This window comes from Gallaecimonas kandeliae (genome assembly GCF_030450055.1).
GTDB lineage: Bacteria > Pseudomonadota > Gammaproteobacteria > Enterobacterales > Gallaecimonadaceae > Gallaecimonas > Gallaecimonas kandeliae.
Window position 1 is genome coordinate 3,248,208 of sequence record NZ_CP118480.1, and the last position, 19,064, is coordinate 3,267,271.

Sequence of the window (19,064 nt, forward strand, 5' to 3'; positions counted from 1 at the left end):
TCAGTCGCGCCATCAAGGGGCGGCCTTGATGGCCTCGAGGTCGGCCTGGCGGCGCCGCTCGGCGCGCCGCACCAGCAGCCAGCTGATGAAGGCGGCGACCGACACCACCAATATGATGAGGGTGGCCAGGGCGTTGACCTTGGGAGAGATCCCCATGCGCACCGAGCTGAACACTTCCATGGGCAAGGTGGTGGCGCCGGGCCCCGACACGAAGCTGGCGATCACCAGATCGTCGATGGACAGGGTGAAGGACAGCAGCCAGGCCGCCGCCAGGGCCGGCAGCAGCAGCGGCAAGGTGATGGTCATGAAGGTCTTGAGCGGCGGCGCCCCCAGATCCATGGCCGCTTCCTCCAGGCTCAAGTCCATCTCCCTCAGCCGCGAGGTGATCACGACTGCGGCATAGGCCGAGCAGAAGGTGACGTGGGCTATCCAGATGGTCAGCATGCCGCGGTCCTTGGGCCAGCCCAGGACGTCGGCCATGGCCACGAACAGCAGCAGCAGGGACAGGCCTATGATGACGTCGGGCATGACCAAGGGCGCCGTTATCATGCTGGAAAAGGCGGTCTTCCACTTGGTGGGCCTGAAGCGCACCAGCACGAAGGCGGCCATGGTACCCAGCACCACCGCCGAGCAGGCAGTGAAGAAGGCGATGCGCAGGCTGATCCAGACGGCGCTCATCAGCTGGCTGTCACCGAACAGCTCCCCGTACCACTTGGTGGAGAAGCCGGCCCAGACAGTGACCACCCGGGCGCTGTTGAACGAATAGATGATGAGGATGGCCATGGGGGCGTAGAGGAACAGCAGCCCCAGGTAGAACCAGGCTTTGCTCAGGCTGAACCCTTTCATTGCTCACCCTCCAGCTCTTTGGCCTGTTGGCGGTTGAAGAAGGCGATGGGCACGCACAGCAGGCCCAGCATCACCACCGCCAGGGAGGCGGCCACCGGCCAGTCGCGGTTGGAGAAGAACTCGTTCCACAGCACCTTGCCGATCATCAGGCTCTGGGGGCCGCCCAGCAGTTCCGGGATCACGAACTCCCCCACCACGGGGATGAACACCAGCATGGCGCCGGCCACCATGCCGGCCTTGGACAGCGGCAAGGTGACGGTGAGGAAGGCCTTCCAGCCGCGGGCGCCGAGATCCGAGGCCGCCTCCAGCAGGGACTGGTCGTGGCGGCTCAGGTTGGCGTAGAGCGGCAGCACCATGAACGGCAGGTAGGCGTAGACCACCCCTATGTAGAGGGCGGTGTTGGTGTTGAGGATGTGCAGCGGCTCCTGGATCACCCCCAGCCACATCAGGAACTGGTTGAGCAGCCCCTGGTTCTTGAGGATCCCTATCCAGGCGTAGATGCGGATCAGGAAGCTGGTCCAGCTGGGCAGCATGATCAGCAACAGCAGCGCCGGTTGGCTCGACGGCTTGGCACGGGCTATGGCGTAGGCCATGGGGTAGCCCACCAGCAGGCACAATACAGTGCTGATGGCCGCCACCTTCAGGGAATTGACGTAGGCGTCGAAGTAGAGGCTGTCCTGGGACAGCCAGATGAAGTTGCTGAAGTTCACCACCACCTTGAGGGTGTCGTCGGCCCATTCCAGCAGCGGCTTGTAGGGCGGTATCCCGACGATGTTCTCCGACAGGCTGATCTTCAGCACTATCACGAAGGGCACGACGAAGAACAACAGCAGCCAGGCGAAGGGGATCCCCATCACCAGGCGGCGGCCGGGAGGCAGGCGCAGCTTCATCATCAGCTCCTCAGCACCACAGGGCTGGCCGCCTCCCACCAGACGTAGACGTCGTCACCCCAGGTGGGGCGCTCGCCACGGCGCTCGGCGTTGGTGTACTGGCTCTGGATCAGCTGGCCGGAAGCCAGGCGGATGTAATAGACGGAGTGGGAGCCCAGGTAGGCGATGTCGTGCACCTTGCCCTGGGCCCAGTTGTACTGGCTGTCTTCAGGGGCCTCGAAGGTCACGTGCAGCTTTTCGGGGCGCACCGCCACATAGACCTTGGGATCTTCCATGCTGGTGGAAACGCCGCGGGAGACGAACACCGGCACCGGCAGGGCCGGCGACTGGATCACCGCATGGTCGGGGGCGTCGTCGGTGAGTTCGCCCTCGAACATGTTCACCGAGCCGACGAACTCGGCCGTCATGCGGCTGTTGGGGCTCTCGTAGATGTCCAGGGGGCTGCCCTGCTGCACTATCCAGCCTTCGTTCATGATGGCGATGCGCTGGGCCATGGTCATGGCCTCTTCCTGGTCATGGGTCACCATGACGCAGGTTACCCCCACCGATTCGATGATCTGCACCAGCTCCAGCTGCATCTCGGTACGCAGCTTCTTGTCCAGGGCGCCCATGGGTTCGTCCAGCAACAGCAGCTTGGGCCGCTTGGCCAGGCTGCGGGCCAGGGCGACACGCTGACGCTGGCCGCCGGAGAGTTGTTGGGGCTTGCGCTGGGCGTAGTCGGTCATGCGTACCAGGCGCAGCATCTCAAGGACACGGGCGTTGACCTGATCCTTGGGCAGCTTGTCCTGCTTGAGGCCGTAGGCGATGTTCTGGGCCACCGTCATGTGCGGGAAGAGGGCGTAGGACTGGAACATCATGTTGATGGGCCGCTGGTAGGGCGGCAGCTCCGTGATGTCCTGGCCGTCGATGAAGATGCGGCCGCTCGATGGCTGCTCGAAGCCGGCCAGCATGCGCAGCAAGGTGCTCTTGCCGGAGCCGGAGCCGCCCAGCAGGGCGAAGATCTCGCCTTTGCGGATCGCCAGGCTGACGTTGTCCACCGCCTTGACCTGGCCGAAGAATTTGCTGACGCCGTCTATGGTCAGCAGCACTGGGGGCGATGCGTTCAGGGCGTCGCTGCCAGTTGTAGCCATCAGATACCTCCAATACAAAAGAGCCGGGCTTCGCCCGGCTTTTCAATCACTTACCAGACTTAACCTTGGTCCAGAGCCGGGTCTTTATACGCTCCACCTTCTGAGGCAGTACCTGGAAGGTGAAGAGGTGGGCCTCGGCCTCCGGGGTCGGGTAGACGCCGGGGTTGTTGCGGATGGCCTCGTCCACCAAAGGGGTGGCGGCGCTGTTGCCGTTGGCGTAGGACACGAAGTTGGAGGCCCTGGCGATGTTCTTGGGATCCAGCATGAAGTTCAGGAACTGGTAGGCCTGCTCCACGTCGGGGGCGTCCGCCGGTATGGCCATCATGTCGAACCACATGCCGGCGCCTTCCTTGGGAATGACGTAGCTGACATGGATGCCGTTCTTGGCGTCCCTGGCGCGGGTGGCGGCCTGCAGCACGTCACCGGAGAAGCCGATGGCCACGCAGATGTCACCGTTGGCCAAGTCGTCTATGTACTTGGAGCTGTGGTAGTAGCTGACATAGGGCGCCACCTTGGCCAACAGCGCCTCGGCCTTGGCGTAGTCTGCCGGGTTTTGTGAGTTGGGGTTCAGGCCCAGGTAGTTGAGCGCCGCCGGCAGTATCTCGGAGGGCGCGTCCAGGAAGCTGACGCCGCACTGGGTCAGCTTGCTCATGTACTTGGGATCGAAGACCAGGGCCCAGGAATCGGTGGGTGCGTCGGCGCCCAGTACCGCCTTGACCTTGTCGGGGTTGAAGCCGATGCCGGTGGTGCCCCACATGTAGGGGAAGGCGTGCTCGTTACCCGGATCATAGGTCTCGATGATCTTCATCAGCTTGGGGTTGAGGTTGTGCCAATTGGGCAGCTTGCTCTTGTCCAGCTTCATGAAGGCGCCGGCCTGGATCTGCTTGCCCAGGAACTGGCCGGAGGGCACTACCACGTCGAAACCGCTGCGGCCCGCCAGCAGCTTGGCTTCCAGCAGTTCGTTGCTGTCGAAGACGTCGTAGGTGACTTTGATGCCGGTCTCTTTCTCGAACAAAGGAATGCTCTGCTCGTCGATATAGTCGGACCAGTTGTAGATGTGGAGGCTGGGGCCCTCGGCAATGGCCATCTGGCTCATCAGGGCGAAGCCGGCAAGGGCCAAGAAACGCTTACGCATGTGAAGTCTCCTCAGGTTCTGGTCAGACCTGCCTTGCCTGGCCGGCGAACAACGCGGCGCACGGAGTGCACGTTAGACCCACTTCAATGACAACCCGGTGGCCGGGTGCTTACATCCCAATCAAAACCCTGACGAAAGGCCAGGACCCTATTGCCCAAAACCGGCAGCCCAAGGGCCGCCCAGTTTGGAATGCTTTGCTTTTTACGCCTAGAGGTGGGTCACACCCCAGGTTTGGAAAGGAGCTCGATTTTGCGCGTAATATAATCGCAAAGCCGCCGTCGCCAAACGCTTTTTTTACCCCGGCGGCGGATTTTTTTTATGCCGCTCAGTCAGGCCAGCCCCTCATCCCAAAAGCCCCCATTTCCGGGGACAAAAGCAAACCGATAACCTCTTGTATATCCAGCAGATAGTGACATCAAAGCCGGACCAAACCTGCACTCAGGCCCTGGCCAGGGCACCGGCGATTTTCGCCGCCAATCGTGCATTGTTAAGCACCAGGGCGATGTTGGCGGCAAGGGTCTGGCCCTCTGTGAGTTCCGTGACCCTTTGCAGCAGGAAAGGGGTCAACGCCTTGCCCCCCATGCCCTGCTTTTCCGCCTCAACGAGCGCCTGCCCTATGGCCATATCGACGAGGCGCCTGTCCAGGGCATGCTCGGCCGGTATGGGGTTGGCCACCACCACCCCGCCCTTGAGCCCCAGGGCCCACTTGGCCTTGAGGGCGGCAGCTATGGCCTCCGGGCTGTCCAGCCGGGCATCGACGCCCAGGCCCGAGTCGCGGCAATAAAAAGCGGGCAACTGATCGGTGCCATAGCCCCAGACCGGTACGCCCTTGGTCTCCAGGTATTCGAGGGTCAGGCCCAAGTCCAAAACCGACTTGGCCCCGGCGCAGACCACGGCCACGTCGGTCTGGGCCAGCTCGTCGAGATCGGCACTGATGTCGAAGCTCTGCTGGGCGCCGCGGTGCACACCGCCGATGCCGCCGGTGGCGAAGACACGGATGCCGGCCATGGCCGCGAGGATCATGGTAGCCGCCACCGTAGTGGCGCCCAGGCCCTTGCTGGCCACCATCAGGGGGATGTCGCGCCTGCTGGTCTTGACGGCGTCCTTCCCGGCCTTGGCCAGGCGGGTCAGTTCGTCCTCGGCCAGGCCAATCTTGAGGTGGCCGTCCATGATGGCCAAGGTGGCCGGCTCCGCCCCCTCTTCCCTGACCGCCGCCTCCAGGGCCAGGGCCGTCTCCAGGTTCTTCGGATAGGGCATGCCCTGGGCGATGAGGGTGGACTCCAGGGCCACCAGGGGCCGGCCCAGGGCCTTGGCTTCCATGACCCTGGGGGCCAGATCCAGATACTGTTGCACGGGCGCTCCTTGCATTAGCCATTGCCGCCAGCATAGGACAAAAAAAGGCGCCGCGAGGGCGCCAAACACAGCAACAAGCCTTTCCTAGAAGAAGCCCAATGGCTTCTGGTCATAGCTCATCAAGATGCACTTGGTCTGCTGGTAGTGGTCCAGCATCATCTTGTGGGTCTCGCGGCCTATGCCGGAACGCTTGTAACCGCCAAAGGCGGCGTGGGCCGGGTAGAGGTGGTAACAGTTGGTCCAGACGCGCCCTGCCTGGATGCCGCGGCCCATGCGGTAGGCGCGGTTGGCGTCCAGGGTCCAGACACCGGCGCCAAGGCCGAAGCTGGTGTCGTTGGCGATGGCCAGGGCCTCGGCCTCGTCCCTGAAGGTGGTGATGGCCAGGGTGGGCCCGAAGATCTCCTCCTGGAAGACCCTCATGCTGTTGTTGCCCTTGAGCATGGTGGGCTCCACATAGAAGCCGCCCTCCAACTCGCCGCCGAGGCTGGCGCGGCCGCCGCCGAGCAGCACTTCCACCCCTTCGGCACGGCCCACTTCCATGTAGGAGAGGATCTTGTCGAGTTGCTGCTTGGAGGCCTGGGCCCCCACCTGGGTGTTGCTGTCCAGGGGGTTGCCCTGGCGGATCTCGCGGGCCCTGGCCATGGCCTTTTCCATGAAGGCGTCGTAGATGGACTCGTGAATGAGGGCCCGGGACGGGCAGGTGCAGACCTCGCCCTGGTTGAAGAAGGTCATCAGGAGGCCTTCGACGCACTTGTCCAGATAAGCCTCGCCGTGGTCCAGCACATCTTCGAAGTAGATGTTGGGGGACTTGCCGCCCAGCTCCAGGGTGGCGGGGATCAGCAGCTTGGCGGCGTTGGCCATGATCTTGGAGCCCACAGGGGTGGAGCCGGTGAAGGCCACCTTGGCAATGCGCGGGTTGCTGGCCAGGGCCTCGCCGGCCTCGGCTCCCAGGCCCTGGATGACGTTGATCACGCCGGGGGGCAGCAGGTCGCCGATCAGCTCCATCAGCACGCAGATGGAGGCCGGGGTCTGTTCGGCGGGTTTGAGCACCACGCAGTTGCCGGCGGCCAGGGCCGGGGCCAGCTTCCAGGCCGCCATCAGCAGCGGGAAGTTCCAGGGGATGATCTGCGCCACCACTCCGTAGGGCTCGTGGAAGTGGTAGGCGACTGTGTTGTCGTCCAGCTCGCTGAGGCTGCCCTCCTGGGCGCGGATGCAGCCGGCGTAGTAGCGGAAATGGTCCACCACCAACGGGATGTCGGCGTTGAGGGTCTCGCGGATGGCCTTGCCGTTGTCCCAGGTCTCGGCCACCGCCAGCATCTCAAGGTTCTGCTCGATGCGGTCGGCCACCCTGAGCAGCAGGTTGGAGCGCTCCGTGACCGAGGTCTTGCCCCAGGCGGGCGCCGCCTTGTGGGCCGCGTCCAGGGCCAGTTCAATGTCGGCGGCGCTGCTGCGGGGCACCTGGCAGAACACCTTGCCGTTGACAGGGCTCAGGTTGTCCAGGTACTGGCCTTCCACCGGCGGCTGCCAGCGGCCGCCGATGAAATTCTCGTAACGGTTCTTGAAGTTGACCAGGGCGCCGGCCTGGCCGGGTTGGGCGTAGATCATGCTGCATTCCTCTTTTTGGCTTTTGCACTACTATCGGAGGGCAGCCCGCCCGGCTCTTGCCCCAGGGTCGCAAGCCGTTGCCTGCCAGACTCATCGGGCCAGTTGGGGCCGGGGGCAGGCATTAAGGTCGGGAAAAAGGGAGGAAGGGAATGCAGATGCTGGAAAGGCTCAGCTCCAAGGCCAGGCGCCGTGAAGCGGTGGAAAACCGCGTCAGTTTCCAGGGCTCCCAGGTAGAGCTGGCCATCTACGACACCTATGAGCCGGCCCAGAAGGTGGCGCTGCGCTCGGAGAACCTGCTCTACTGCGCCATGCTCACCGGCTCGAAACGCATGCACGGCATCGGCGGCACCCCCAGGGTTTTCCTGCCCCATGAGTCTTTCGTGCTGGCCCCTGAGCAGCCGGTGTGGATCGATTTTCCCGACGCCAAGCCCCAGACCCCTACCACCTGCATCGCCATCGACATAAGCCTGGACCGCATCCAGGCCGTGGCCAGGCGCCTGGAGCAACAGCCCAGGGATCCGGCCCTTGGTCCCCCACAGTACCAGCACAGGGCTGTGCACTGCCGCCACAACAGGGAAACCCAGCAGCTGCTGGAGCGGATCATCGGCACCTTCCTGGAGCCGGCCCCGGAGCAGGCCATGCTTATCGACCTGCAACTGAGCGAACTGGTGATGCGGCTGCTGCGCCAGCAGAGCCGGGACCTGCTGCTCGAAGCCCTGGCTCAGGGCCAGATCCACCACGGCCTGCTGGCCGCCATGGCCCATCTCAAGGCCAGCCCAGGCCAGCCCCTGGACATGGAGCGGCTCAGCCGCGAGGCCTGCATATCCAAGGCCCAGCTCTATCGCCTCTTCCGCCAGGAACTGGGGCTGACGCCGGGGGAATACCAGCAGCAGTTGCGCCTGGACCAGGCCCGCCAATGGCTGAGCGAAGGGCTGATGAGCGTCACCGAAGTGGCCTTCGAGCTGGGCTACCAGAGCCTTTCCCACTTCAGCCGCCGCTTCAAGGCCGCCACAGGCCTGAGCCCGGGCCGCTACCGCCAGCAGCAGCCGGCGGCGCACTGAAGAAGGCACTTTCGGCCCCAGGGGGAAAACATTCAGGACCGGGCTGCTAGACTGGCGAGACCCAAGTGGAGGAAATGACAGATGAAAAAGATCCTTAGCTGCCTGGCGCTGTTACTGCTGGCCGGCTGCGCCCAGTTACAGAGCCTGACCAGCTACAGCCTGACCGAGTCCGAGCTGCAGGACCAGCTGCGGGGCCAGCTTGACGGCTGGAGCAGCGACCTCGGCCACAACATCGGCGTCAGGACCAAGATAGACCAGTTGGACATCAAGCTGGCCGACCAGAAGGCCCGTATCAACCTGGGCGGTGAAGCGGCCCTGACCTCGGCCCTGCAGAGCATGCCTCTGGCGCTGCACTTGGAGGTGGAGGGGCGCCCGGCCCTGGAAGGCAAGGCCGTTTTTCTTCGCGACCTGCGCCTGCTGGATGCCAAGGCCGACCTGCTGGGCTTCGGCGGTCATCTGGGCCCCAGCGGCGGCGCCCTGGGCCGCTGGCTGACCCAGTACCTGGACAACCACCCCATCTACCGCATCCCAGACGGCAGCGCCCTGGCCGCGATCCCCCTGGATATGGCGGTGATGGACGGCAAGCTGGTGTTCAAACCCAGGACTCCCTGATCCAAGCGGCCAGTGGCCCTTACCGTCCCAGCCCCCTGGATATGGCCGTGATGGACGGCAAGCTGGTGTTCAAACCCAGGACTCCCTGACCCAGGCGGCCAGTGGCTTCTAGCAGCCCCCAAGAAGGACAGCAGACTCTTGTCCATGCCCGCTTACCCACAGATCAAAAAAAGCCCCGGATAACGGGGCTTTTTTCATTCCCTGCTCTGCCTGCTGCCGTAACCCAGGGCGGCCTGGCGTTCGTCTCCCTGCTCGCGCAGGTACTCCGACAGGGGCCCAGGCCGGCCGAAGTAGAAGCCCTGGGCGAAATCCAGCTCCATCTTGTCCAGCAAGGTGGCAGTGATATCGTCCTCCACCCACTCGGCGATGCTCTTGGCCTGCATCCTGTGGGCGATATTGCTGATGGAGGAGATGATGGTCCTGTCCAAGGGGTTGTGGGCGGCGCTCTGCACGAAACAGCCGTCGATCTTGATGTAATCCACCTGGAAGTGGCGCAGGTAGGCGAAGGAGCTCAGGCCTGAGCCGAAGTCGTCGATGGCGACCTTGGCCCCCATGGCCCGGATCTGCTGCACCAGCCGGATGGCGTTGGACATCTGGTTGATGAGGGCCGTCTCGGTGATCTCGAAGCAGAGCCGGGACGGCTCCAATGGCCCCTCGTTCAGTTTATCCAGCAATGTCTTGGCGAAGAGCTCGCTGCTCAGTGAACTGGCGGAGAGGTTGACGAAGAAGCAGTCTACCTGGGAATCGGCCAGCAGCTGGGCCTGACGGCCGAGGACCTGATCCAGCACCCAGAGATCCAGATGCTCCACCAGATCGTAGCGCTCGGCGGCCGGGATAAAGGCGGCAGGGCCTATGACGCCGCCGTCGTCTGACTTCAGCCTCAACAGCAGCTCCACGAACTGCTCGTCTCCCTTGTAGCTGTGCATGCCCTGGCAATAGAGCATGAAGCGCCCTTCCTGGATGGCCGCCTTGAGCTTGGAGGCCATCATCAGCTCCTGGTGGTTGAGCTGGGCCAGGTCGTCGCCGCTGTAGACGCAGACCTTGGCCCGCCCCGAGGACTTGGCCGCATAGCAGGCCACGTCGGCATGGGACATCACCTCTCCCAGGGATTGGGTGGAGGGGGTGATGCTGGCGATGCCGACGCAGGCGGACACGTCGTAGTCCTGGTCGTCCCAGCGGAAGTCGAGCTTCTGGGCCGCCTTGAGCATCTCCTCCGCTATATGCCTGGCCTTGTCCTGGCTGCAATGCTCCAGCAGCAGGCCAAACTCGTCGCCGCCGAGGCGGGCCAGGATGTCGTCGCTGCGGATCAGCTGGCGCCACATCAGCCCCAGCTCCACCAGCAGGGCGTCACCGGCGCTGTGGCCGGCGCTGTCGTTGAGGATCTTGAAGCGGTCCAGGTCGAAGAAGCAAAGCTGGGCCGCCTTGCCGTTGCGGTGCACCCTGTCGATGCAGTTCTCCACCTGCTGTTCGAACTGGGCCCTGTTGAGCAGGCCGGTGAGGGCATCGTGGGCGGCGGCATGGCTGAGCTCCCGCTGCAGCACCTTGGTGCGGGTCATGTCCTGGAACACCATCAGGGCCCCCACTACCTGCCCTTCGCCGTCCCGTACGGGGGCGGCGGAGTGGATGAGGTCGAAGCGCTTGCCCTGACGGTTGACCATCACCACGTCCTGCAGGGGGTGCTGGACGGCGCCCTGGGCTATGCATTCCAGTACAGGGTTGGGCAGCACCTCGTCGCTGCGTTCCCGGCAGAGCTGGAAGATGGCGTCGAAGGGTTTGCCGATGGCCTCGGCCAGGGGCCAGCCCAGCAGATCCTCGGCCACGTGGTTGAGATCCGTGACCTTGCCTTCGGCGTCGGTACAGACCACGGCATCGCCGATGGATTCCAGGGTCAGGCTGAGCCGCTCCTTCTCTTCATGGAGGGCCTGTTCGGCCGCCTTGGACTCGGTAATGTCCCAGTTGCAACCCACCACCTTGACGGCCCTGCCCCCCTCGTCCACTTCGGCCTCGGCCATGGCACGGATATAGCGCAGGCTGCCGTCCGGCCAGTGGATACGGAACTGGGCATCCAAGGGGGAACCCAGGCTGAGGGTGTTGTCCAGTTGCTTAAGGACAACAGGCAGATCCTCTTCCACCACAGCCGTGCGCCAGCGTGCCATCAGGTCGGCCTGGGGGTCGATGTCCAGCCGGTAGAGGCTGTACATCAACTGATCCCAGCTCAGCTGGCCGGTGACGGGGTTGTACTCCCAGATGCCGATATGGCCGGCGCGGGTGGCCAGGGCCAGGCGGTCGGCGAAGTCCCGCTGCTGGCGCTCCATGCGCCTGATGGTGGTCACGTTCTGCATCTGGAACACATAGTGGCGCAGCTGGCCGCCCTTGCCTTTGACGGCCGAGATATGGGCATGGAGCAGCAGTTCGTCGTCCAGTTCCTGGCCAAAGGCCAGGTCCAGGCTGACCAGCTTGCAGTCGTCGAAACGCAAGCGGTTGAGTTGCTGGCGCAGCGCCTCCTTGTCCTTGCCGGCCAGGAGGGTGGTCACAGGAGTGCCCTCCAGATCTTCCTTGCGCTTGTCCAACTCCCGGCACAGGGCCAGGTTCACTTCCTGCCAGCGCAGATCGGCCCCCACCACGGCCATGCCGTCCGGGGCATTCTCGATGGTGGTGCGCAGCAGCGCCTCGCTGTCCTGCAGGCTGGCTTCCAGCTGTTTGCGCTCTGTGATGTTTTCCTGGAAGACGATGAGGCCCCCCAACTGGTCGCTGTCGAACCAGGGCAGCACTTCCCATTTGAGCCAGAGCACCTCGCCGTCCACCAGGAAGCTGTCTTCGGCCCGGCTCAGCACCTCGCCGCGCAGGCAGCGGGCATGGATGGTGCGCCATTCCTCCTGGATGCCGGGGTCCAGCTCGTAGAGGCTCTTGCCCTTGAAGTTGACGCCGGCCAGATCATGGCTGGCTATCCAGTCGTCGCTGGCGGCGATGTAGCGCATGCCCTGGTCGAAGATGGCCACCTCGCAAGGCACCTTGGCCAGGAAGAGGGCGAACCTGTCCTTGGTGTGGGTCAGCTCCGCCTCCCGCTCCTTGAGCCGGGCCAGCATGTGGCTGAAGTCATCGCTGAGCCGCTGGATCTCCTTGGAGCTGGCCTTGGGCAGCTGGGGCGAGTAGTTGCCCCTGGCCGCCTGGTTGGTGGCTACACCCAGGGCCTGAAGGGGATGGAGCAGCCGCCTGACCCCCAGGGTCAGCAGCACGAACATCACCAACATCAGCGTTAGCAGTTGCAGGAAGAAGGTGTTGCGAAAGCGCATGGCGTCGGCCAGCAGGAAATTCTTGGGCAGGGCCCTGACCAGGAACCAATAATGGTTATCCCCCGCGCCGCCGTAGTCGATGCGGGTGATGAAGAAATAGCGGCCGCCGCCCTTGGCCATCTCCTGCTTCTGCTCCAGCAATCCCCCTGAACCGGGGGCCAGGACGGTACGCAGGCTGGGAAACTTGTCGGTCAGCTTCAACTCCCGCCCTAGATCCACGGCGAAGCTTTCGTCGGGCACGGGAGAAACCAGCATGTTGCCCTGTTCATCCACCAGGTAGCTGAAGGACTGGTCCTGCTCGTCGAGCAGGTAGCTGTTGAGGTCGTACCGGAAATCGACATTGAGTACGGCCAGGCCCAGGCGGCGATGGCCGTCCATGATGGGGCTGACCACCCGGACTGTGGGCTGGTAGGGGATCTGGATCTTGCCGAATTCGCGGTTGAGATTGAGGGGCGAGGTATAGACGGCGCCGGCCCCCAGGTTCTGGCTGTTGAGGACGTAGTCCCTGTCCCCCTTGTATTGCAGGGCCCGCTGATCGGTCCGCTGCAGGCGGCCATCTTCCTCCCGGTCGAGGCGCACCAACTCATGGCCGTCGGCGCTCAGGATCCGGGCCTGGAAGAAATCGGGGGTACGTTCCATCAGGGTCAGCATGGCCTTGACCACACCGGCCGGGGGCTGCTCGGCCACTTGTTGGTCCGCCAGCCAGTTCTTGGCCTCGTCGAGGCTGGCCAGCAGTACCACATCATCCCGGTAACCATCCAACGCCTGTTGCAGGTTGTTGGCCTTGGCCTTCAACAGCTGCTTCTGGGCTTGGGTGACGCTGGCTTCCATCTCCGAGAAGATCAGCCACTGTACCAGTATGCCGGTGACCAGCATGCTCAGTACCGCCAGCAATGCCACTCTGTTGGTGAGGGAGATCCGCCGCATCCTGCCTTCCTTGTTCCCTGGGGGGATCTTCAGTATTGGCAAGACTTGGACGCATAACAAACAACTGTCAACAAAAAGCCCCCTGGGCAGGGGGCTTTGGCATCAGCGGTGATAGGGCCCCGAAAGCCGGCCTACGGCCTCGATAAAGGCGCCGGCATGGGCAGGGTCCACGTCAGGGTGGATGCCATGGCCCAGGTTGAAGACATGACCGCTGCCATGGCCAAAGCTGGCCAGGATACGCGCCACTTCCGCTTCGATGACGGCAGGGGGGGCATAGAGCATGGAGGGGTCCATGTTGCCCTGCAGCGCCACCTTGTCACCGATACGGCGGCGGGCATCGCCGATGTCGACTGTCCAGTCGAGACCGACGGCGTCGCAGCCGGTGGCGGCGATGTCCTCCAGCCAGAGGCCGCCGCCCTTGGTAAAGAGCACCACGGGCACCTTGCGGCCTTCATGCTCGCGGAGCAAGCCGTCGACGATCTTCTGCATGTAGCGCAGGGAGAACTCCCGGTAGGCCGGGCCTGACAGCACGCCGCCCCAGGTGTCGAAGATCTGCAGCGCTTGGGCGCCGGCCTTGACCTGGGCGTTGAGGTAGAGGATGACGGCATCCGCCAGCTTGTCCAGCAGGGCGTGGGCGACGGCTGGCTCTGAAAAGATCAGTTTCTTGATCTTGGAGAAGGTCTTGGTGGAGCCCCCTTCCACCATGTAGGTAGCCAGGGTCCAGGGGCTGCCGGAAAAACCGATCAGCGGCACCTCGCCCTTGAGCTCGCGGCGGATGGTGCGCACCGCCTCCATCACGTAGCCCAGTTCCTGTTCCGGGTCCGGCACCGCCAGGGCGGCGACGTCGGCGGCGCTCTGGATGGGCCTTTCGAACTTGGGCCCCTCCCCTTCGCCGAAGTAAAGGCCCAGGCCCATGGCATCGGGAATGGTGAGGATGTCGGAGAAGAGGATGGCGGCATCCAGGGGGAAGCGGCGCAGCGGCTGCAGCGTCACCTCACAGGCCAGCTCGGCGTTACGGCACAGATCCATGAAGCTGCCGGCCTGGGCGCGGGTGGCCTTGTATTCGGGCAGGTAGCGGCCCGCCTGGCGCATCATCCACACAGGGGTGCGGTCCACGGGTTCTTTCAGCAGGGCCTTGAGGTAACGGTCGTTTTTCAGCTCGCGCATGGTGCCGCCTTATCGATTCAGGACGGCCGCATTGTACCAGCAGTGAGGGCCAAAGACTTGGCCCATATCAATAGAGATCCCGGTGATAACGGCCCTCGGCCACCAGGGCCGCCAGGCCCTCGGCCCCCAGGTGTGACAGCAGCAGTTCCTGCACGCCCTTGCCTATGCCGCCTATGGCGCCGCACACATAAAGATGGGCCCCTTTGGCCAGGTAGCTATCCAGCAGCGTCAGCTGCCCGGCGAGGATATCCTGCACGTACAGGCCCTGGTCCCTCGACCAGGCAAGATCCAGCCGGCTCAGGCTACTCTCCGCCAGGTGTGAGGCCAGCGCCTCCCGGTAGTAATGGTCTTCCGCCCGGCGCTCGCCGTAGATAAGCCAGCAAGGGGCCTTATGGCCTTTGGCGCGGCGGGCTTCCAGAAAGCCGAGGTATGGGGCCAGGCCAGTGCCGGCTCCCAGCAACAGCAGCGGCGAGTCCCCCTCGGGCAGCCGGAAGCCGGGATGGCTGCGCAGCCGCACCTGCAAGCCTTGGCCCGCTTTGGCCTGGCAGAGCAGGCCGGAGGCCAGGCCCAGGCGGCCATCCGCCAAGATCCGTTGCCGAACCATCAGCCGCACTTGGCCCTCGGCACTGGCGATGGAATAGCTGCGAGGCGCCGCCCCCGGCGCCGGCAGCACCTCCAAGAGGTCGCCCGGCTGGTATTTGCCTGGGAGGGCCAACTGAAGCTCATGGACGGGCCTGTCACCTCCCGGGTTGAGGCAACGGTTTGCCAGCACCAATCCCTGCTGCCAACCAAGGTCTTCGGCGGGCGCCGCCAGGGCCAGCTTCCCGGCCAGGGCCCGCTGCCAATCCGCGATACTGGCGTCGCTGCCCCTGTCCACCTCCGCCACCGGCAACAAGGGCTCAGCCCCCAGCTGCCCCAGCCTTGCCGCCAGCCAGTGGCCGAAGGCGCAGAACTGCCGGTACTGGCGGTCGCCAAAGGCCAGCACCGCCACCTTGACTCCGGCCAGGGGCAGGGCCGCCTGGGCCAGCTTTTGCTGGAAGACCAGGGCACTGTCGGGGGCCTGGCCCTCACCGTAGGTGGACGCCAGCACCAGCAATTGCCGGTAACCGGCCAGCTGCGCCGGCTCCAGGGCGCCCAGGGGTTTGAGATGAGCGGCATGGCCCTGCCCTTGCAGCCAGGCCAGGAGCCGCTGGCCCTGGGCGGCGGCGGTACCGCTCTGGCTGGCGTAGGCCACCAGGGTCAGGGCTTCCCCTTCGCCATTCTCCCTTGGCCTCTTACGGCGTTGCAGGAAGAGCCAGCAGCCGGTAACGGCGAAGGAGGCGAAGGCCAGGGCCGACAGGGACCAGAGCAGGCGCCCCGGCAGGCCGAAGAAGAGGCCGGTATGCAGGGCGTAGACATTGGCCAGCCAGTAGTCGCCACCTTTGAGCTCCGAATAGCGCCGCTGCGCCAGCACGGCGCCGGTGGCGCCGTCCAGGCTGATCCTGGAGTAGGCGTTACTGTGGGGGGCGCCCGGCTCCAGATAACGCACCTGCACCGGCTCGCCGGGATGGCGGGGCAGCATCCAGCTGCTGTAGTTCCCGCCCGGCTGGACCTCGAGGTAACCCCGCCAGGCCGCCTCCAGATCCAAAGGCCCCTTGCTGGCCTGGGGCCTGGCTGGCGGCGTCGAGGCCAATAGGCCGGTCAGGCCGCTGCGGTACCAGTCGAAGGCGAACCAGGGCGCCGTCAGGGCCATTAGCAGCAGGGGCACGAAGAGCCAGGTACCCAGCAGGGCATGCCATTGCCAGAGGGATTGGCGGCCGCGGGTCCCCTTCTTCCATAGCAACCAGTCGCGCCAGTTGCCGAGGCGGTCGGGGGCACGGCGAATGATGCCTGCAATCAGCAGCCCTATGGCCATCAAGGCCGCGGTGCCGGTGATCAGGCTGCCGGCGCTCCTCGGCAGCAGCAGCCAGCGGTGCAGGGCCTGCACCTGATCGAAGAAATCATCCAGTTTGGCCCTGGGCCCCAGCAACGCGCCGCTGTAGGGATTGAAGCGCTGCCAGCTAAAACCGTCGGCGCCGCTGTAGAGGACCAGGCCCGGCTCGTCGGGCGGGCCCTGGTAGAGGCGGCTCAGCCGCTTGCCGGGCTGGGCCAGCAGCGGGAGCAGTTGGGGCGGGGTCAAGCGGGCGCCGCCGACCGCCACCTTGTCGCTGGGCCAGAGGGCGCTGATGTCGTCGCGCAAAGCCAACAGGGCCCCGGTCAGGCCCACCACCAGCAGGACGGCGGCGCTGGCCAGGCCCAGCCATTGATGGAGACGAAAACTGTAGCGTTGGACGAGGGCTCGCATCAGATGCACTTGAGAATGATTTTCATTGGCAAATGATAAACAAAAAAACCGCCTGCGAAAAGACGGTTTTTCCTGAATCAAGCAGCGATTTTAGCCGGCCTGGATCTCGGCGATGGCGTGATCGATCAGGGTGCGGGCTATGGTGCCGGCCGGGGGGATCAACGGCAGGGCGTCGATGTCGAACCAGCGGGCGTCGGTGAGCTCGACCGGATCGATGCAGATGTCGCCGCTCTCGAACTCGGCGATGAAGCCCACCATCATGGAGTGGGGGAAAGGCCAGTTCTGGGAGCAGATATAACGGATGTTGTGGACCCTGAGCCCCACTTCTTCCATCACCTCGCGGCGCACCGTCTCTTCCATGGACTCGCCAGGCTCGGTGAAGCCGGCCAGGGTCGAATACATGCCGTTCTTGTGGCGGGGGGAGCTGCCCAGCAGCAACTGCCGGCCCTTCTTGACCGCCACTATCATGGACGGCGACAGCCTGGGGTAGCAGCGGTGCTGGCACAGATCGCAGTGGGTGGCGATCTCCTCCTGCACCACCCGCATCCGGGCGCCGCACTGGCCGCAATAGCGGTGGGTACGGAAGAAATTGGCCAACTGGATGCCGCGCCCGGCCAGTTGGAAGAGGGCTTCCTGGCCTGGCGCCAGCAAGGGCCTCAGGCCACTGAACTCGCCGAAATCCGGTTCGGCATTGCGGTCGGGCCATTCCAGCAACCAGGCGGTGCGCCCTTCCCAGGTGCCCACCTTGACCAGGGGCCCCTCGGGTTCGAACGAAGGCAGCATAGCCTTGTCACCCACCGGCAGGGCGCCATCCTTGAGCCACAGCTGGTCACCCCTGACCAGCAACCAAACCGCTTCTTCACTGTGGCTATGTAGAGACAGGTACAGCTCGGACATCTCGCATTCCTTGTGGAAAAGTGTTGATCCCGGCCCCCCTTTCTCATTAGATGGTAACTGTATGGCGAGCCGTACCCGCCATAGGCATCCAGAAGGGAGACCGTTATGTTCACCCAGTTAGAACAAGCCAAAGAGAAATGGGGCGGAGCCAGCGACGTTATAGACCGCTGGCTGGCCACACGCCAGCAACTCCTGGTCAGCTACTGCAAGCTGGCCGCCCACTCGTCGCCCAACGGGCATTCACCCCTGCCGGACGCCAGCCAACTGGAAAGCTTCTGCGCCATTCTGCTCGATTACGTGTCGGCAGGCCACTTCGAGATCTTCGAACAGGTGGTTTCCCGCTGTGAGAAGCGCGGTGGCGAGAGCCTGGCCCTGGCCAACCGCCTCTACCCGATGATCACCGACACCACCCAGGTGGTGCTGGACTTCAACGACAAGTACCTGGACATCAAGGACGAAGAGCAGTTGCTGGGATTGGATAAGGACCTGTCGACCTTGGGCGAGGCCTTGGAGCAGCGCTTCGAACTGGAAGACAAGCTGATCGCCACCCTTCACGAGCACCAGACCCAGCCGGCCTGAGTGCCCTCCCGGTGCCACAACCTGGCGGACAGCACCGGGGCAGCCCCGGGCTGGCCTCGGCTTCAGGCCGGTAGCTGGTATTCGAAGCGGTAGTAATGCCTGCCGCCTTCGATCTTGATGTCCAGGCTCCCGGTCAACCCTTCCAATTCTCCCGTTCCCGAGTCTGGCACTACTGTCACGCTGAGGCTGGGCAGGCCCCTGTCCATGATGCCGCAGTGTTGGAGCACGAAGCTGCCCTGGCGCCCTTCCAGGCTGCCGGTCACCTTTTCCATGGCCACGTAGCCGGCCGACCCCAGCACAGCGGTGCGGTGGGCCAACATCTGGCCCTTGGCCTCGGCTTCCAGGGGGCCTTGGTAGCGCTTTTCCAACAGCATGCGTCCGACGGCGGCATCGCCGTCATCCTGGGGGATCATCTTGACGTCGAACTCGCCTGTCACCTTTTGCATCACTTTCTCCTTGTGTCGCTGAAGCTGCCTTAGCCCGCCAGGGCCTGGGCTATCTCCTGCCGGCTGTAGAGCACGGGGTTGACCATGGTTTCGGAGGCGCCCGGCACGTTGAGGGGCGCCACACTCAGAAAATAGCGGCCCTGGGGCACGGCCCGCAAGTCCAGGCACTCGCAGATCAGCGCCTTCTCGAAGAGGATGGCATGGACGGGCCTGTCTGGCGCCCCCGGCTTGAAATCGCTGGACTTCCAGGAAGTGCCGTAGAGCACCAGGCCGCACTGGTCCACCAGGTAGCGGGCCGCGTCCTCGCTCAAGGTCAGCACCTTGGCCGGGTCATGGAAGCCCGCCTGGTCCAGGGGATAGTCGTCCACCGTCAGCAGCAATCTCAAGGGGGAAGGCAGCTCATGGGGCACCAGGGCGGCCTTGAGCTCCGCCAGGCTGACTTCCCAATGGCTGATGCCGTTGCCCAGGGAGCGAAAGCCGTCCCCCTGCAACCGCAGCACCAGACAGGGGCCGAACAGGGAGCTGGCCCGCTGGCTGAAGACGGCATCCACCGTCATGCCAGCGTTGTCGATGTGAGCACTGGTCTCGAGGTGGGTCAGGCTGTGGGGCTTGAACAGGTGGCTGTCGTAGTTGATGGGGGGCAACTGGCCTTCGCGCTTGCGATAGAGAGCCTGGCGCTCGAAGGGCTGCCCTTCGCCCCATAGGGCGGGAAGCTGGTTATGGCAAGGGTGGCCGAGGTAGTAGGGCATGGTCTCTCCAAGGATCGGGCGCTCCCCGACCTTACTGGAGCCAGGGCCGCT

At 64.4% G+C, this 19,064-nt stretch carries 15 protein-coding genes; 3 read left to right on the forward strand and 12 right to left on the reverse strand.

Features of this window, described 5'->3' with window-relative positions:
• Positions 1–12: 12 nt before the first annotated feature.
• From PVT67_RS16065 to exaC, 6 genes are all read right to left on the reverse strand, one after another.
• Positions 13–846 (reverse strand): ABC transporter permease subunit, encoded by an 834-nt coding sequence (locus tag PVT67_RS16065; RefSeq protein ID WP_301495374.1) that lies wholly within the window; start codon positions 844–846, stop codon positions 13–15.
• Positions 843–1,736: an ABC transporter permease subunit gene (locus tag PVT67_RS16070; RefSeq protein ID WP_301495376.1), complete on the reverse strand. Its 894-nt coding sequence runs from the start codon at positions 1,734–1,736 to the stop codon at positions 843–845. Before PVT67_RS16070 ends, PVT67_RS16065 begins: the two co-directional genes overlap by 4 nt.
• A 2-nt stretch (positions 1,737–1,738) precedes the next feature.
• Entirely contained in the window at positions 1,739–2,866 is a 1,128-nt protein-coding gene (gene potA / locus PVT67_RS16075) for a polyamine ABC transporter ATP-binding protein (protein WP_301495378.1), read from the reverse strand.
• Between the two features lie 46 nt (positions 2,867–2,912).
• Entirely contained in the window at positions 2,913–4,001 is a 1,089-nt protein-coding gene (locus PVT67_RS16080; RefSeq protein ID WP_301495381.1) for a polyamine ABC transporter substrate-binding protein, read from the reverse strand.
• 438 nt (positions 4,002–4,439) lie between these two features.
• Entirely contained in the window at positions 4,440–5,369 is a 930-nt protein-coding gene (locus PVT67_RS16085) for a pseudouridine-5'-phosphate glycosidase (RefSeq protein WP_336407767.1), read from the reverse strand.
• A 69-nt stretch (positions 5,370–5,438) separates the two neighbouring features.
• On the reverse strand, positions 5,439–6,959 hold the full coding sequence (exaC, locus tag PVT67_RS16090) for an acetaldehyde dehydrogenase ExaC (RefSeq protein WP_301495382.1): 1,521 nt from the start codon (positions 6,957–6,959) through the stop codon (positions 5,439–5,441).
• Between the two features lie 149 nt (positions 6,960–7,108).
• On the opposite strand from exaC, the gene PVT67_RS16095 reads away from it, so the two are divergent.
• Together PVT67_RS16095 and PVT67_RS16100 are read left to right on the forward strand one after the other, a co-directional pair.
• Positions 7,109–8,020 carry an AraC family transcriptional regulator gene (locus PVT67_RS16095; protein WP_301495384.1) on the forward strand — a complete coding sequence of 304 codons (912 nt, stop codon included), beginning with the start codon at positions 7,109–7,111 and terminating at the stop codon, positions 8,018–8,020.
• A gap of 81 nt (positions 8,021–8,101) precedes the next feature.
• A complete protein-coding gene (locus tag PVT67_RS16100; protein ID WP_301495386.1) occupies positions 8,102–8,632 on the forward strand; it encodes a DUF1439 domain-containing protein in 531 nt (176 codons plus the stop codon).
• Positions 8,633–8,826: 194 nt separating this feature from the next.
• Here PVT67_RS16100 and PVT67_RS16105 read toward each other — a convergent pair whose 3' ends face one another.
• The 4 genes from PVT67_RS16105 to nudC all read right to left on the reverse strand — a co-directional run bounded on the left by PVT67_RS16105 (position 8,827) and on the right by nudC (position 17,239).
• Positions 8,827–12,852, reverse strand: coding sequence for an EAL domain-containing protein (locus PVT67_RS16105; RefSeq protein ID WP_301495388.1), 4,026 nt, complete (start codon positions 12,850–12,852; stop codon positions 8,827–8,829).
• A gap of 102 nt (positions 12,853–12,954) precedes the next feature.
• A complete protein-coding gene (hemE, locus tag PVT67_RS16110; protein ID WP_301495390.1) occupies positions 12,955–14,019 on the reverse strand; it encodes a uroporphyrinogen decarboxylase in 1,065 nt (354 codons plus the stop codon).
• A gap of 67 nt (positions 14,020–14,086) precedes the next feature.
• The gene (locus PVT67_RS16115; protein ID WP_301495392.1) at positions 14,087–16,342 is read right to left on the reverse strand and encodes a PepSY domain-containing protein; all 2,256 of its coding nucleotides are present in this window, start codon (positions 16,340–16,342) and stop codon (positions 14,087–14,089) included.
• Between the two features lie 90 nt (positions 16,343–16,432).
• Positions 16,433–17,239, reverse strand: a complete 807-nt coding sequence (gene nudC / locus PVT67_RS16120; RefSeq protein ID WP_301495394.1) for an NAD(+) diphosphatase — start codon at positions 17,237–17,239, stop codon at positions 16,433–16,435.
• Between the two features lie 105 nt (positions 17,240–17,344).
• Between nudC and rsd the strand changes: the two genes are divergently transcribed.
• On the forward strand, positions 17,345–17,818 hold the full coding sequence (gene rsd, locus PVT67_RS16125; RefSeq protein WP_301495396.1) for a sigma D regulator: 474 nt from the start codon (positions 17,345–17,347) through the stop codon (positions 17,816–17,818).
• Positions 17,819–17,880: 62 nt separating this feature from the next.
• Here the strand turns inward: rsd and PVT67_RS16130 are convergent, their stop codons facing one another.
• Both PVT67_RS16130 and PVT67_RS16135 read right to left on the reverse strand, forming a co-directional pair.
• Complete coding sequence (locus PVT67_RS16130; protein ID WP_301495398.1) at positions 17,881–18,264, reverse strand: DUF3224 domain-containing protein; 384 nt, start codon at positions 18,262–18,264, stop codon at positions 17,881–17,883.
• 29 nt (positions 18,265–18,293) lie between these two features.
• Positions 18,294–19,013, reverse strand: coding sequence for a cyclase family protein (locus PVT67_RS16135; RefSeq protein ID WP_301495400.1), 720 nt, complete (start codon positions 19,011–19,013; stop codon positions 18,294–18,296).
• Between the last annotated feature and the right edge of the window lie 51 nt (positions 19,014–19,064).